The organism is Streptococcus sp. 1171_SSPC (genome assembly GCF_001069335.1).
GTDB classification, from domain to species: Bacteria; Bacillota; Bacilli; order Lactobacillales; family Streptococcaceae; genus Streptococcus; species Streptococcus xiaochunlingii.
Genome location: NZ_JWAK01000017.1, coordinates 131,155 through 145,009, shown reverse-complemented (window position 1 = coordinate 145,009; position 13,855 = coordinate 131,155). Strand labels below are relative to the sequence as shown.

General features: G+C 43.2%; 14 protein-coding genes. 9 read left to right on the top strand and 5 right to left on the bottom strand.

The features are described from left to right. On the bottom strand, positions 1–1,452 hold the full coding sequence (locus ADF75_RS03600) for an alpha-amylase (RefSeq protein ID WP_048690519.1): 1,452 nt from the start codon (positions 1,450–1,452) through the stop codon (positions 1–3). Between the two features lie 442 nt (positions 1,453–1,894). Here ADF75_RS03600 and ADF75_RS03595 point away from each other — a divergent pair, with 442 nt between their 5' ends. The 3 genes from ADF75_RS03595 (at position 1,895) to ADF75_RS03585 (ending at position 5,954) form a co-directional block, all read left to right on the top strand. Next, complete coding sequence (locus ADF75_RS03595) at positions 1,895–3,469, top strand: M20/M25/M40 family metallo-hydrolase (protein WP_048789212.1); 1,575 nt, start codon at positions 1,895–1,897, stop codon at positions 3,467–3,469. 105 nt (positions 3,470–3,574) lie between these two features. Continuing rightward, positions 3,575–4,318, top strand: a complete 744-nt coding sequence (locus ADF75_RS03590) for an ABC transporter ATP-binding protein (RefSeq protein ID WP_048789211.1) — start codon at positions 3,575–3,577, stop codon at positions 4,316–4,318. Then, complete coding sequence (locus ADF75_RS03585) at positions 4,308–5,954, top strand: hypothetical protein (protein ID WP_048789162.1); 1,647 nt, start codon at positions 4,308–4,310, stop codon at positions 5,952–5,954. Before ADF75_RS03590 ends, ADF75_RS03585 begins: the two co-directional genes overlap by 11 nt. Positions 5,955–6,189: 235 nt before the next feature. On the opposite strand, the gene ADF75_RS03580 is transcribed toward ADF75_RS03585, so the two are convergent. After that, the gene (locus tag ADF75_RS03580; RefSeq protein ID WP_048789161.1) at positions 6,190–7,032 is read right to left on the bottom strand and encodes a DegV family protein; all 843 of its coding nucleotides are present in this window, start codon (positions 7,030–7,032) and stop codon (positions 6,190–6,192) included. A 127-nt stretch (positions 7,033–7,159) separates the two neighbouring features. Here ADF75_RS03580 and ADF75_RS03575 point away from each other — a divergent pair, with 127 nt between their 5' ends. Further along, positions 7,160–7,738, top strand: coding sequence for a TetR/AcrR family transcriptional regulator (locus ADF75_RS03575; RefSeq protein ID WP_006596003.1), 579 nt, complete (start codon positions 7,160–7,162; stop codon positions 7,736–7,738). A 26-nt stretch (positions 7,739–7,764) separates the two neighbouring features. Here ADF75_RS03575 and ADF75_RS03570 read toward each other — a convergent pair whose 3' ends face one another. From ADF75_RS03570 to coaA, 3 genes are all read right to left on the bottom strand, one after another. Next, positions 7,765–8,295 carry a DNA topology modulation protein gene (locus tag ADF75_RS03570; RefSeq protein WP_048789160.1) on the bottom strand — a complete coding sequence of 177 codons (531 nt, stop codon included), beginning with the start codon at positions 8,293–8,295 and terminating at the stop codon, positions 7,765–7,767. Between the two features lie 65 nt (positions 8,296–8,360). Continuing rightward, complete coding sequence (gene rpsT / locus ADF75_RS03565; RefSeq protein ID WP_023023719.1) at positions 8,361–8,609, bottom strand: 30S ribosomal protein S20; 249 nt, start codon at positions 8,607–8,609, stop codon at positions 8,361–8,363. A gap of 107 nt (positions 8,610–8,716) precedes the next feature. Continuing rightward, on the bottom strand, positions 8,717–9,637 hold the full coding sequence (gene coaA / locus ADF75_RS03560; protein WP_048789159.1) for a type I pantothenate kinase: 921 nt from the start codon (positions 9,635–9,637) through the stop codon (positions 8,717–8,719). Positions 9,638–9,732: 95 nt separating this feature from the next. Between coaA and ADF75_RS03555 the strand changes: the two genes are divergently transcribed. From ADF75_RS03555 to ADF75_RS03535, 5 genes are all read left to right on the top strand, one after another. Next, positions 9,733–10,326 (top strand): class I SAM-dependent methyltransferase, encoded by a 594-nt coding sequence (locus tag ADF75_RS03555; RefSeq protein ID WP_048789158.1) that lies wholly within the window; start codon positions 9,733–9,735, stop codon positions 10,324–10,326. Then, positions 10,323–11,600, top strand: coding sequence for a pyrimidine-nucleoside phosphorylase (locus ADF75_RS03550; RefSeq protein WP_048789157.1), 1,278 nt, complete (start codon positions 10,323–10,325; stop codon positions 11,598–11,600). Before ADF75_RS03555 ends, ADF75_RS03550 begins: the two co-directional genes overlap by 4 nt. A gap of 22 nt (positions 11,601–11,622) precedes the next feature. After that, positions 11,623–12,285 carry a deoxyribose-phosphate aldolase gene (gene deoC / locus ADF75_RS03545; RefSeq protein ID WP_048789156.1) on the top strand — a complete coding sequence of 221 codons (663 nt, stop codon included), beginning with the start codon at positions 11,623–11,625 and terminating at the stop codon, positions 12,283–12,285. After that, complete coding sequence (locus tag ADF75_RS03540) at positions 12,272–12,661, top strand: cytidine deaminase (protein WP_048687941.1); 390 nt, start codon at positions 12,272–12,274, stop codon at positions 12,659–12,661. The genes deoC and ADF75_RS03540 overlap by 14 nt, the downstream gene beginning before the upstream one ends. Before the next feature lie 78 nt (positions 12,662–12,739). Then, a complete protein-coding gene (locus ADF75_RS03535) occupies positions 12,740–13,795 on the top strand; it encodes a BMP family lipoprotein (protein ID WP_048687944.1) in 1,056 nt (351 codons plus the stop codon). Positions 13,796–13,855: the final 60 nt, after the last annotated feature.

The following is a 13,855-nucleotide window of genomic DNA, read 5'->3' as shown; positions in this document are numbered from 1 at the left end:
TTAGTCTGCTAAAATCCATACGCTGACGGAGCGTTCTGAGACTGGGAAATCAGCCCAGCCGTCTTCTTGGATTTGAACGGGTTCTTGGTAATTTCCTAGGGCATCGTAGTAGGTCTGTCTTGCATATGCTTGGCCGATTTCCATGCGTTTGGCAGATGCAGCCGCATTTGAAATCACGCAGGCGATAGGAGCAGACTCTTCCGTTCCAGAGCGAGTCCAACCAATGCAGTTAGGATCATCAAAGTAGTCCCTTTGTTCACCGTAGGATAAGTCTTTGCGGATACGAAGGAGTTGATCAAGCTCGGCTTGGAAATCCTGCTGGGCAAAGTCTCCTGAAATCCCGTAATAGTCTCCGTAAAAGACACATGGAAGTCCAGCTTCGCGTAGGAGAATGAGGGCATAAGCGGCAGGTTTGAACCATTCACCAACAGTGGACTCTAAGGCTTGTCCTCTCTGGGTATCGTGATTATCGACAAAGGTTACAGCACTTTCTGGATGATTGCTTGCGAGCGTACCATTGAAAATAGTGGTTAAATCAAAGTTTTCCCCTTCTTGGCTAGCTCTAAAGAGATTTTGGTGGAGGGCAACGTCGACTAAGTCGAACTGATAGTCAATGCTAGATAGGTAGTCATTGTTGCTTTGTTCATCCCCGTTCCAAAACTCACCAAATACATAGAAATCGTCTCCATATTTGTCTGTGATTTGCTGGATGAAGTTCTTCATAAAGAAGGAGTCAATGTGTTTGACCGCATCTAGTCGGAAGCCTTGCACCCCAGTTGTTTTAATAAACCATTCAGCCCATTGGTTGAGGTTTTCGACCACTTCTGGGTGTTTAAAGTCGATATCAGCGTACATGAGGTAATCGTAGTTTCCGTTTTCGCTGTCGACCAGATCATCCTGAGCCCAGCCTTTGTTGTCCCCTTGGATCTGGTAGATCCCACTTTTATTGCGGGAAGCATCGTAGTCGGTACCGGTGAAGTGGTACCAGTGCCAGTGGAAGTCATTGTAGGCTCCATTTCGACCATCAAAGGTAAATTTTGTCCAGCCTTTGATAGTAAAAGGCTCAGTCAAGACGATGGTCCGATCGTTAGGGTCCACTTCGACCACTTCAAATTTTTCTAAACCATCGGCTGCTGCCTTATGGTTGAGGACCACATCAGCCATAGGTTGGATTCCAGCTTCTTTTAAGGCCTGAATGGCTTGCAAGTAGTCCTCTTTGAATCCATACTTGGTGCGGACAGTCCCTTTTTGGTCAAATTCTCCAAGGTCAAAAAGGTCATAGACGCCATAGCCGACATCATTGGCAGATGTCGCTTTAAAAGCAGGTGGCATCCAGATTTTACGAATGCCCAAATCTGCCAGGTGAGGAGCATCTGCAGCTAAGCGGGACCAGTGTTGGCCATCTGAGGGTAAGTACCATTCAAAATATTGCATTAAGGTTTGATTTTCCATTTTGTTCTCATCTTTCGTGAATAATGCCTTATTTTACCAAAAATGACAGGATAGGGCAAAGGTTTGCACTCTCGAAAACGCTGTCTTTATTGGATTAAGGATAAATGGGCTGGAAACGAGCTCTCGCATGAGAAAAATGGGGAATTTGCCCTCATGAATAGGAACTATTTTTTCGATTTTGTTCAAGTTGGCTCAATCTGTCTAAGAAGGGGTTATCAGTCGAAAAAGTGTCTCCATCATTTGATTGACAGGAGGGAATGTCTGTAGGATGTTCTCTGCTGTCAGTTTAGTTGTTATTCTGTTTGAATGCTGGTTGAAAGTCCCAGAATTCAGGTCTTATAGACTCATTCTAGGAGAGATATCTATTATTACTTAAAGGAGGCTTCCATTGAGATCCATAGAACATTTCCAAGAACAAATCGCCATCATTTTTCATGAGGCAATGTCCATACCGAGCTTTACCAATACCGAGACAGAAAGGGAGATAGAAGACTATCTAGAACAACGAATTGGGTCTATTCCATATTTTAAGAGTCACCCCCAGCACTTTGGTCGCTACCCTCTTCCCAATGACCATCTCCATCGCAGTGTCAATTGGGCCTTGGTCGATAAGGGCAAGAAAAAGACAGTGATCCTTTTTCACCACCACGATACGGTAGATCTAGAAGATTACGGTCCCCTAGCCCCTATAGCTTTGGATTCCGAGGCGCTGGTTCAAGCCTTGAAGGGCATTGATTTTCGATCAGAAATGCAGGAGGACCTAGATTCTGGCCAATGGCAATTTGGACGAGGTTCTTGTGACATGAAGGCGGCCTTGGCACTCCAACTGGGTGTCTTAGGAGCCTACGCCTCCGATCCAGAAGGGGGTCAGGTCAACCTCCTTTACCTATCTGTGGGAGATGAGGAGTCCTATTCACGTGGGATGAGAGGAGCATTAGGTTTGCTTTGTCAGTTAAAAGAAGAGTTTGACTTGGACTATGTCTTAGCGGTCGATTCAGAACCCTTTGAAGCTACTAGTGACAAGGAGAAGGTCCTACACATTGGAACGGTCGGTAAGCTCATGCCAGTCGTCGTGGCCCAGGGGGTCTTATCCCATATGAAGGAGCCTCTCAAGGGAATCAACGCCCTCTCTCTCCTAATCGCAGTCGCATCGAAATTGGATCTCCATCCAGACCTATCCGACCAAGCGCTGGGTGAGCAGTCTCCTCTTCCTTCTTGGTCTTATCTGAGGGATTTGAAGGACCAGTATGATGTATCGACGGTCCTCTACGCTGCTGGCTATTTCAGTGTGCTGCATCTGAAAAAGACCCCTCAGGAATTGCTGCAACGCATCAAGGAGTTGAGCCAGGAAGCGGTTGATGAGTTTTATGTCAAATACCTGTCCCTCCAGGACCAAGCGGGACAAGAACATTTGATAGCTCAGCCATGGGTGATCAGCTATCAAGAATTGCTGGATCGTTGCCAAAAGAAGGAAGGCTTTTCAAGCTTCCAAGAGCAATGTGAGCAAAGGGCCTACCAAGCTTTCTTAACTGGAGTCAGCTATCAGGCCATTGCCATCCAGCAGATCCAAGCTTACTTAGACTTCCTAGCGGAGAAGACTCCATTGGTCGTTATTGGCTTTGCACCACCCTATTACCCATCCATGAACTGTCGCTCTTTACCAAATACCAGTCTTAAAATTGGCACCCTGGTGGATGATTACCGCCATTATTTAGGAAAACGCGGCCTGACCCTGAAGGTGGAGGAATACTTCATGGGCATTTGTGACACCAGTTATTGTGCCCTGGAGAGAGACCTAGCAAGCTATCAGGTTGTCTTGGATAGTTTGGCGATCCCTTCTCAAGTCTACGAGTTGGATCTGGAAAAAATTGCCCAGATTCAAGTGCCAGCAGTCAATTTGGGGCCTTGGGGCAAGGAGCTCCATCAAAGAGGGGAGCGGGTCTTTAGGGAGGATCTCCTGGAGACCATCCCTAACTATCTATTTGGCCTTCTCTACCGTTTTGAAGAATTGCTTTAATACTTAAGTTTTCCATTGACAAATGAGGAAAAGAGGACTAAAATATAGGCAAAATAAGTAACCACTTTCTTTCATTAGGAAAGTAGAATGGTAGAAGGAGAATCTATGATTGAATTTCAAGGAGTCACCAAGGATTACGATGGTCAACTGGCATTGAACCATTTGAACTTAACCATTGAAGATGGGCAAATTGTCGGCTTGATCGGCCATAATGGAGCCGGGAAATCAACGACCATTAAGAGCCTGGTCAGTGTCATCACCCCGACGACTGGTAGAATCCTACTAGATGGGAAAGACCTCTATAGCAATCGCTTGGAAATAAAGAAGAAAATTGGCTACGTAGCCGATTCGCCAGATCTCTTCCTTCGTTTGACGGCCAATGAATTTTGGGAGTTGGTCGCTACTTCTTATGATATGAGCCAGCAGGAATGTGATGACCGCTTGGAGCATTTGCTGCATCTGTTTGACTTTGCTAGTCATCGTTATGAGGTCATTGAGTCTTTCTCTCATGGGATGCGCCAGAAGGTCTTTGTCATCGGGGCTCTTCTATCTGATCCAGACATCTGGGTTCTAGATGAGCCTATGACTGGTTTGGATCCCCAAGCCTCTTACGATCTGAAGCAGATGATGCGGGAGCATGCGGATAAGGGCAACACTGTCATCTTCTCTACCCATGTCCTTGAAGTAGCAGAGCAACTCTGTGATAAGATTGCCATTCTGAAGAAGGGGAACCTCATCTTTTATGGAACCATCGAGGAATTAAAGGGACAACACCCAGAACAAAGCCTAGAGTCCATTTATCTTGGACTGGCCGGTCGAAGAGAAGAGGTGAGTCCAGATGCGTCTTAAAATGGTTCGTCGCCTAGTCGATGTCAACATTATCTACGCTACTCAGCCTGCCCAATTAGCGAAATTTAGAAAGAAGCAGGAAAAGGATCCGAATAGGAAGGTCAATGTTTCCGCCCAGTCCATTCGGACCTATATATTTATCGGTCTCCTTTATCTCTTCCTTTTTGGGATACTTTCTAGTGCCAATGATTTTGTCTCTAGCCCTGGTCCCTTTGTCAATATGATTACTCTCTTTGCGCTCTTAGCCATATCCCAAGGCTTGATGAGTTTTTACAATGTCTTTTACGAAAGCAAGGATTTACAATTTTACCGTCCCTATGCCTTTTCGGATGCAGAAGTGATTGCAGGAAAGAGTATTTCGGTCATCTTAGTGCTTTTGATGGCCCTGCTTCCAATGTTGAGTTATTTCATCATTCTTCCTATCCAAGCAGGGGGAAATGTTTTGGTGGGGCTTCTTCTTGGCCTTCTTTGTGCCATGATTCTCCTCTCCATCCTCTTCTTAGGCACCTTGTTCCTATCCCATCTGATTACCAAATCAGCTGTCTTTAAGAAACACACGAGTTTGGTGTCTAACCTCATCATTGGATTGAGTAGTCTCATTTCCATTGGAGCCTATCTCTATATCAATATGCTCCAGTCAGAGCACTCGGTAGCTGGTGATTTGGTCACTCAACCCAGCATTTTTCCTCCGATAGAGGTCTTCCATACCTTTATCTTGAATCCTTTGGATTCAGCTGCACTAGTGGGGATGTTGGCTTGGGTATTGGTTCTAGCAGTTCTCCTTTGGCTGGTCAAAAGTCAGGTCTTGCCTCATTTCTATGATGCTGCCCTTGAGGTTTCTTCTAGTCATGCGGTTAAGGAGCGGGTCAGTCAGATGAAGCTAGGAGATCAGAAGGCCTTTCATCGCTTTACCGTTTCCTATCATAAACGGCTTCTGAGTGATGGTACCTTGCTGACCCAGGTCATCTTCATGATGGCGATTTTCCCTTATCTGTTCACATTTGGCTTGTTTTTAGGGGCATCGCGAGCTTCTCTCCAAATTGAAAATTACCTCACACCCCAATACCTCCTTCCTTTATCGTTGATTGCTTTTATGATTGGAGTCTTCAACTCTGTGGAAAGCTTGACCAGTATTGGGATCTCATTGGAGCGGGAAAATTTCGCATATCTTCGTGCCCTTCCGATTGACTTTAAACGCTATTGTTTGAAGAAATTTTGGATCCTCTTTTCGGTCCAGTCTGCTTTGCCGATCGTGCTCTTAGTAGGGGTATCTTGCTACTTTGGGGTCCATCCCCTCTCCCTTCTAGCTATGCTTTTGATTTGGTTTTTGACTAGTTTGAGTTTGAGTGTGATCGCTTTTAGACGAGACTACAAGCTCTTAACCACTAATTGGTCGACTGTAACGGATCTGATGAACCGTAATAGAGGAAATGCTGCCCTGAGAGGCTTATTGATCTTCGTCTTTATTATCGTCATGCTGATTTTGATAGGATTTGCTTTCTATCTATCCGCTGTGGCCTTCACCACCTTGATTGCTAGTGTAATTTATCTTCTCATTGCAGCTATAGGAACTTTTGCAACTGTTTATATCTATAAACGTACTTTTTATAAATTTAACCAAGAGATTGGTGAATAAAAAAATTCCCTCTGGTCCTGACCGGAGGGAATCTGTATGGTAAAAGAGAGTGGGACAGAAATCGGTAATTCGTTAGAATTCGATTTCGTCGTCCCACCTCCGCACAGTTGAGTAGGGCTGTAAAAACTGATGAAATCAGCGTAGTAGAGCCCACTCAACCACTGCGTCTTGYTCRAYAATCCAAAGACAATTGAGAGGCTAGGACTTTTGTCCCAGCCTCTTTTATAGTTTGTTGTTAAATTTCATAGCCGATTAAGAGGCCACCTTCTTCAGCATAGAAGCTACAGAGGCCAGAGGTCGGAAGAATTTCAATAACCGCATTGGCGAATTTTTCATGGACCAAGGCAGAGAGTTGTTCTACGAATTTATCGTTGCGACGGTGAGCGATGGTGATATGTCCACCTTTATAGCCCGCTTTGAGCATTTCTTCAAAAGTTGTGGAAATAGCTTTCTTTTGGCCACGGGCTTTATGGAGGAGCTCAAGGGTTCCAGTATCGCTAGCTTGGCCGACCATACGGATGTTTAAGAGGCCGACAACCGCTCCGATAATTTTATTGAGTCGACCGTTTTTAACCAAATTATCGACTTTAGCCAGGACAAAAATCAGTTTGGTTTTTTCTTGGTATTTGGTGATGACTTCGACCACTTGATCAAAGTCAAGGTCTTGGGCGATGAGTTGATGGAGTTTGCGGACGAGGAGGTCCACTTCACCACCAGCTGATAAACTATCGATCACATGGATATTGCTTGCAGGATGGTCTTCTAGATAAAGTTTTTTTGCGACCTGAGCACTATTGTGGCTTCCAGACAAAGTACCAGTGATGGTAACAACGATGATATTATCAGCACCCTCGAAGGCTTTCATATAGTCATCAGGACTAGGACAAGCTGATTTGGAAGCAGTAGTAGTCGCATACATATCTTCCATCATTTTGTCTGTATCCAAGTTGGCGTCGTCTATGTAAATGGTCTCACCAATCTGAATGGTAAGGGGAACTGAAACAAAGCTAGTATCTGGTGCAGCATTTTCATAAGTACGATAATCACAGCCAGAATCTGCAATAATTTTCCATTTCATTTTTATTACCTCAAAATGTAAAAAATTGTACATTGACAAGTAGTTAGTCTTTTCTTACAATTATATCATGAAGTTGCATTCTCTGAAAGCAGATACATTCAGATGATACAGATAGAAAGTAAGTGTTATGGCAGAAAGAAAGATATCCGAAAAATCCTTAGAAAATTTAAAACGGTCTAACCAAGAAAGCAATGCCATCACACGCGAATCCTTGGAGATTTCCTTGCTTCAGTTGTTGGATAAAAAGGACTTGAAAAAGATTACCATTTCAGAATTGGTGGAGAGAGCAGGAGTTTCTCGCGCAGCTTTTTACCGAAATTATGAGTCAAAAGAAGAATTGCTCGAATCCATCTTCCAATCAACTGTTTCGAAGATTACTAAGTCTTTGGAAGGCTATAATTTTAAGACCGATTTGTACCAGATTTGGGTCTATCTCTTTAAAGAGGCCAAGAAGGAAGCACGCATTATCAGCTTGGCCGTCGATTATAATTTTGAGAAACTGCTCACCAAGGCTGTTTATGAATTTCTGGAAAAGAGGAGTAAAAGTCAAAAATCCTCACAAGGCCCAGCTAGTTATCTGAATTCCTTCCTCAGCTCAGCTATTGTCTCTGTCCTAGCCAAGTGGATTAAGGATGGCATGAAGGTGCCGGCGGAGAAGATGGCTTCCTTAGGTCTTCCCTTGTTTCCTCAAAAGAAAAGAAAATAAGAAAAATGATCTACTAAATCGAGTGTTTACTTCGATTCCAGTAGATCATTTTTTACGTTATCTAGAAAACGGTCCAGTTCCTTTTGATTCCTGAGAGAGATAAATTTTTCGGGGTAGGTGGAGTGGATGTTTTGATACCTTACTCTAGCAGTTTTTGTTCGTCCATCCCAGAGAATCCAACGGATGAATTCCCAGTCAAAGCGTTCAGGGCAGCCTGCTGCCATACTCTCACGGACTCGTCCTTTATAACGGCGGTATCGTTTCCACCCTCTATAGAGGCAGTTCCAACGAGAGAAGTTGAGAAAGATGATTTGGTCGGCTTGCTCCATTCTCTCCTGATAGCAGCACCAAGAGTAATTGCCATCAATGACCCAGTCTCTATGATCGCTGAGAAACTGTTTCATTTTTTGCTCCATCCAATCTCGGTCACTGTCTATCCAACCCGGTTGAAATTGAAGGGTATCCATGTGGAGCTTTGGAATGGAGTAGTAGCGGGCTAGGTTTTCAGCCAAAGTTGACTTGCCGGATCCTGAATAGCCGATAATCGTAATTTTCATGTCTTCTCCTTATTTGGAAGCAACAAAAAAAGCTCCGGAGAGCTCATTTTGTATGCAATGCTTGATTAGCCAAGTTTTGCTGCAAGACGTGCTTTATCACGGCTAGCTTTGTTTTTGTGGATCAAACCTTTAGTTTCTGCTTTATCGATAGCTGAGCTAGCAGCGCGGTAAAGTTCTTCAGATGGGTTTGCTTCAAAAGCTTTGATTGCAGTACGCATAGCTGATTTTTGAGCTGAGTTTTTTTCGTTTTGTTTAACGTTCAATTCAGCGCGTTTGATAGCTGATTTAATGTTTGCCAATTTTTTCACCTCCAATGATAATCTAACTCTCTTATTATATCTGAAAACTTTTCTTTTGACAAGCCCAAACTAATTTTTCTTCGAATCGCTATTTTTTTAAAGATCATTTTGTCTTAAAACTCTTATCTCTTGAGATAGATTTCGTCGATCTCATGGTTGGCAGATTTGTGCAGGATCAGTTCGGCTCGGTTACGGGTGGGCTCGATATAGTCTTTTAGATTTAAGAGATTGATCGACTCCCATACCTGATGAGCGAAGGCGAGGACTTCTTCTTCAGGTTGCTTGGTAAAGCGGTGGTAGTAGTTGCTTGGGTCATCTTTCGCACGGTCTAACAACTTTTTAAAGCGATCGATATACCAGGACTCAATATTGGTAACCTCAGCATCCACATAGATGGAAAAGTCAAAGAAGTCTGTCATATAGAGCCGATCGTTTTGGGGATTCTGAAAGACATTGATCCCTTCCACGATAATGAAGTCCGCAGCTTGGATGGTTTGCTTCTGGTCAGGGACAATATCATAAATCTCGTGAGAATAGACAGGGATTTGATAGCTTTGCCCATTTTTGAGCTGATTCAGGAAATCTAAGAGAAGTTCCATATCATAACTTTCAGGGAAGCCTTTGCGATTGAGGATGTTTTGTTCAATCAAGGTGGCGTTGGGATACAAGAAGCCATCGGTGGTCACCAATTCAACAGTAGAACCAGAAAAAGTCCGAGAAAGAAGGATTTGAAGGAGGCGACTCGTCGTTGATTTGCCGACAGCTACTGACCCTGAAATCCCGATAATGAAGGGCTGTTTTTTACTTTCCTGTTGGAGGAAGATACCTTTAGAAAATGCTAAATCTTCTTTCGCTTTTTTGTAGATTTGAATCAGATGTGTCAAGGGTAAGTAGATATCTGTTACATCTTGCAAGCTAATGAGGTCATTAAAACTCTTGATCGAATTCAATTCCTCTTCAGACAGAGGAGGGGTTGATTTCCGGTGGAGATTTTGCCAAGTTTGTCGATTGATTTTTTCGAAGTGTAGAAATTCTTTTTCCATTACAAGCCTTTCCTCCATAGTGACCTTTAGTATATCAGTTTTAAGATCTTCTGTAAACGATTTAAAAATAGGTTAAATTATGCTATAATGCTAATATGAGTAAAATGTACTATGATGAACATCCAGATGCCCGACATGATATCCATGAGTTACAGGTGGTTCTTTTAGGGGAGCGGATGAAATTTCTGACGGATGCCGGTGTTTTTAGTAAGAAAATGATCGACTTTGGTAGCCAGGTCCTTTTATCTTGTTTGTCCTTCCAGCAAGGAGAGACGGTTTTGGATGTTGGTTGCGGGTATGGTACACTTGGTCTCTCTTTGGTTAAGGCCCAAGGGATCCATGCGACTATGGTAGACGTCAATACACGGGCTTTAGATCTAGCTCAGAAAAACGCAGATTTAAATCAAGTTGAAGCAAAGATCTTCCAATCCAATGTTTATGATCAGGTTGAGGGTAGTTTTGATCATATTATCAGTAATCCTCCCATTCGGGCTGGGAAAAAGGTAGTCCATCAAGTGCTTTCCGGAAGTTTTGACCATTTGAATCCTGGTGGAGACTTAACCATTGTCATCCAGAAAAAACAGGGAGCTCCAAGTGCGAAGGCCAAAATGGAGGAAGTCTTTGGGAATTGTGAAATCCTCAAAAAAGACAAAGGTTATTATATTTTAAGGAGTGAAAAAGTCACATGAGAGCTGTAGATATCATTCAGAAAAAACGTGATGGCATTGAGTTGAGTAAAGATGAGATTCATTGGTTGATCGAAGGCTATGTGGCTGGAACAGTACCTGATTATCAAATGGCTGCCTTTGCCATGGCGGTTTATTTCAAGGGGATGACGACCCGAGAAATTTCAGATTTGACCATGAAGATGGTGGAGACAGGGGAGCAATTCGACCTTTCCGCTATTAAAGGTATCAAGGTGGACAAACACTCAACAGGTGGTGTAGGGGACAAAGTAACAATTGTACTGGCACCTCTAGTAGCTAGTTTTGGCGTCCCAGTTGCCAAGATGAGCGGTCGTGGTCTTGGACATACAGGGGGGACCATCGATAAGCTAGAATCCATTAAAGGATTCCAAATTGAGCGGACCCAGGAAGAGTTCATTAAACAAGTACAAGAGATTGGCCTTTCTGTCATTGGACAGTCGGACCAATTGGTCATGGCGGATAAGCTTCTCTATGCACTTCGGGATGTAACAGCGACGGTTGATACAATTCCATTGATTGCTAGCTCTGTCATGAGTAAGAAGATTTCGGCTGGAGCGGATGCCATCCTTCTCGATGTCACCGTTGGAGAAGGGGCCTTTATGAAGACCATTGAAGAGGCGCGTGAACTGGCTCGTACCATGGTAGATCTTGGTAATGCTGTTGGTCGTAAGACCATTGCTGTCTTGACAGATATGAGCCAGCCTTTAGGAACCAGCATCGGGAACCGTCTCGAAATTCTTGAAGCCTTAGATATTCTTCAAGGAAAAGGCAGAGAAGATGTGACTCACTTCATTTGTGAATTGGCTCAAATTATGCTGGAACTTGGTGGGGTGACGGCCAGCTTGGAAGAAATCAAGCAGCATCTGACAGCCGGCAAAGCTCTGAAGAAGTTTGAAGAAATGGTCCTTGCTCAAGGTGGAGATTTAGACGATCTCTATCGTCCAGTTCAGGTAAAAGAACAAGTGCCTGTCTATGCAGAAGAGGATGGCTATATTGCAGCCTTGCCTGCTATGGAACACGGACTCTTCGCTATGCGTCTTGGGGCTGGCAGAGCAGTCAAATCAGATGATTTAGATTATGAAACAGGGATTGTTTTTGCTAAGAAAGTTGGGGATCCTGTTCAAAAAGGCGACCTTGTTGCAACTATTTATACAAATTTAGAAATTAGTCAAAAAACCATTGCAGAATTCCAAAAAAATGTTAAAATACTAGACAAGGTTGTAAGCGTTTCAGAAATTATTGAAATTGTTTCGTAATTCATTTGGGGGAGATTTATTAATGAAATTAAACAAATATATTGACCACACATTATTAAAACCTGATGCACAACAAGAACAAATCGAGGCTTTGATCGAAGAAGCGAAAGAATATGATTTTGCAAGTGTTTGTGTCCAACCGACCTGGGTCAACTTCGCTGCAGAAGGACTTCGGGATTCAGATGTAAAAGTGTGTACAGTGATTGGTTTCCCTCTTGGCGCAAATACACCAGCTGTTAAAGCATTTGAAACTCAAAATGCCATCCAAAATGGAGCCGATGAGATTGATATGGTCATCAATATCGGTGCCTTGAAATCAAAAAATCTGACATTAGTAGAAGAGGACATTCAGGCTGTTGTAGATGCAAGTGGTGATCGCTTGGTAAAAGTGATAATCGAAACCTGCTTGTTAACTGAAACTGAAAAAATAGTGGCTTGCCAGATTGCCAAATTGGCAGGAGCAGACTTTGTCAAAACTTCAACTGGTTTCTCTACTGGAGGAGCAACTGTTGAGGATGTTGCCCTCATGCGCCAGGTTGTTGGACCGGATATGGGAGTGAAAGCATCTGGAGGTACTCGTAGCTATGAGAATGCACAAGCCATGATCCAAGCGGGTGCTAACCGAATCGGCACTTCCTCTGGAGTAGCCATCATGAAGGGAGAAATAGCCCATGGCGACTACTGAGTTGATTGACCTAGCTGTAAAAACAAGTGAGAATGCTTATGTACCTTATTCTCATTTTCCAATTGGAGCTGTTCTTGTGACAGATGAGGGGAAGATTTATACAGGCGTCAATATTGAAAATGCGAGCTTCGGCTTGACCAATTGTGGCGAGCGGACAGCCATCTTTAAGGCTGTTTCAGAAGGAGAGCGTTCATTTAAGGAATTAATTATTTATGGTCAGACGGAAAAACCAGTTTCACCCTGTGGTGCTTGTCGCCAGGTGATGGCTGAATTTTTCGAGCCAGACCTACCGGTTACTCTGGTAGCCAAAGATAAATCGACGGTCGTGATGACGGTCAAGGAATTGCTTCCATATTCCTTTACAGATCTTACCTAGTAACATCTGTAAAGGCGGTCTATTGACCCTTTCATTAATCCGCAACTTAGTTGCATATCTTATTTAGGAGGTTCAGAAATGAACAAGAAACAATGGTTAGGCCTAGGTCTAGTAACTGTCGCTGCAATCGGACTTGCTGCATGTGGAAATCGTGCGTCTCGCAAAGATTCTTCAGATGCAAAAACTGATTTAAAAGCTGCTATCGTTACTGACACAGGTGGTGTTGATGATAAATCATTCAACCAATCTGCATGGGAAGGTCTACAAGCTTGGGGTAAAGAAAACGGTCTTTCTAAAGATAACGGATTCACTTATTTCCAATCTACAAGTGAAGCAGATTTTGCGAATAACTTTAGCCAAGCTGCTACAAACGGCTACAAATTAGTTTACGGTGTTGGTTACAAACTTGCTCCAGCTGTTACAGCTGCTGCAGATGAAAATGCTGATATCAACTACGTTATCATTGACTCTGTTGTAGGAGATAAAAAGAACGTAGCATCTGCTGTTTTTGCGGATAATGAAGCTGCTTACCTTGCAGGGGTTGCTGCTGCCAAAACAACTAAGACTAACAAAGTTGGTTTCATCGGTGGAGCACGTGGTGAAGTTATCACTCGTTTTGAAAAAGGATTTGAAGCAGGCGTGAAGTCTGTAAACAAAGACATTTCAGTAGACGTACAATATGCTGAAGACTTCAACAACCCTGAAAAAGGAAGAACTATTGCAGCGACACAATACGCTGCAGGAGCTGACGTTATTTACCAAGCTGCTGGTGGTACAGGAGCTGGTGTGTTCAAGGAAGCAAAAGACTTGAACGAGAAGAAAAACGAAGACGAAAAAGTTTGGGTTATTGGTGTAGACCGTGACCAAGTTGATGAAGGTAAATACACTTCAAAAGATGGTAAAGAATCTAACTTCGTATTGGCTTCAACTTTGAAACAAGTTGGTAAAACTGTTCAAGAAATCGCAACTCAAACTGCTGATGGCAAATTCCCAGGTGGAAAAGTGATCACATTTGGTTTGAAAGATGGTGGTGTTGATTTGACAACTTCTAATCTTTCTGAAGATGCTAAAAAAGCAGTAGAAGATGCTAAAAAACAAATTATCGATGGTAGTGTAAAAGCACCTGAGAAATAAAACCTTCCAGAAGCGATCCATCCTTCTTGGGTCGCTTTTTTATGAGGTGTTGAGACATTT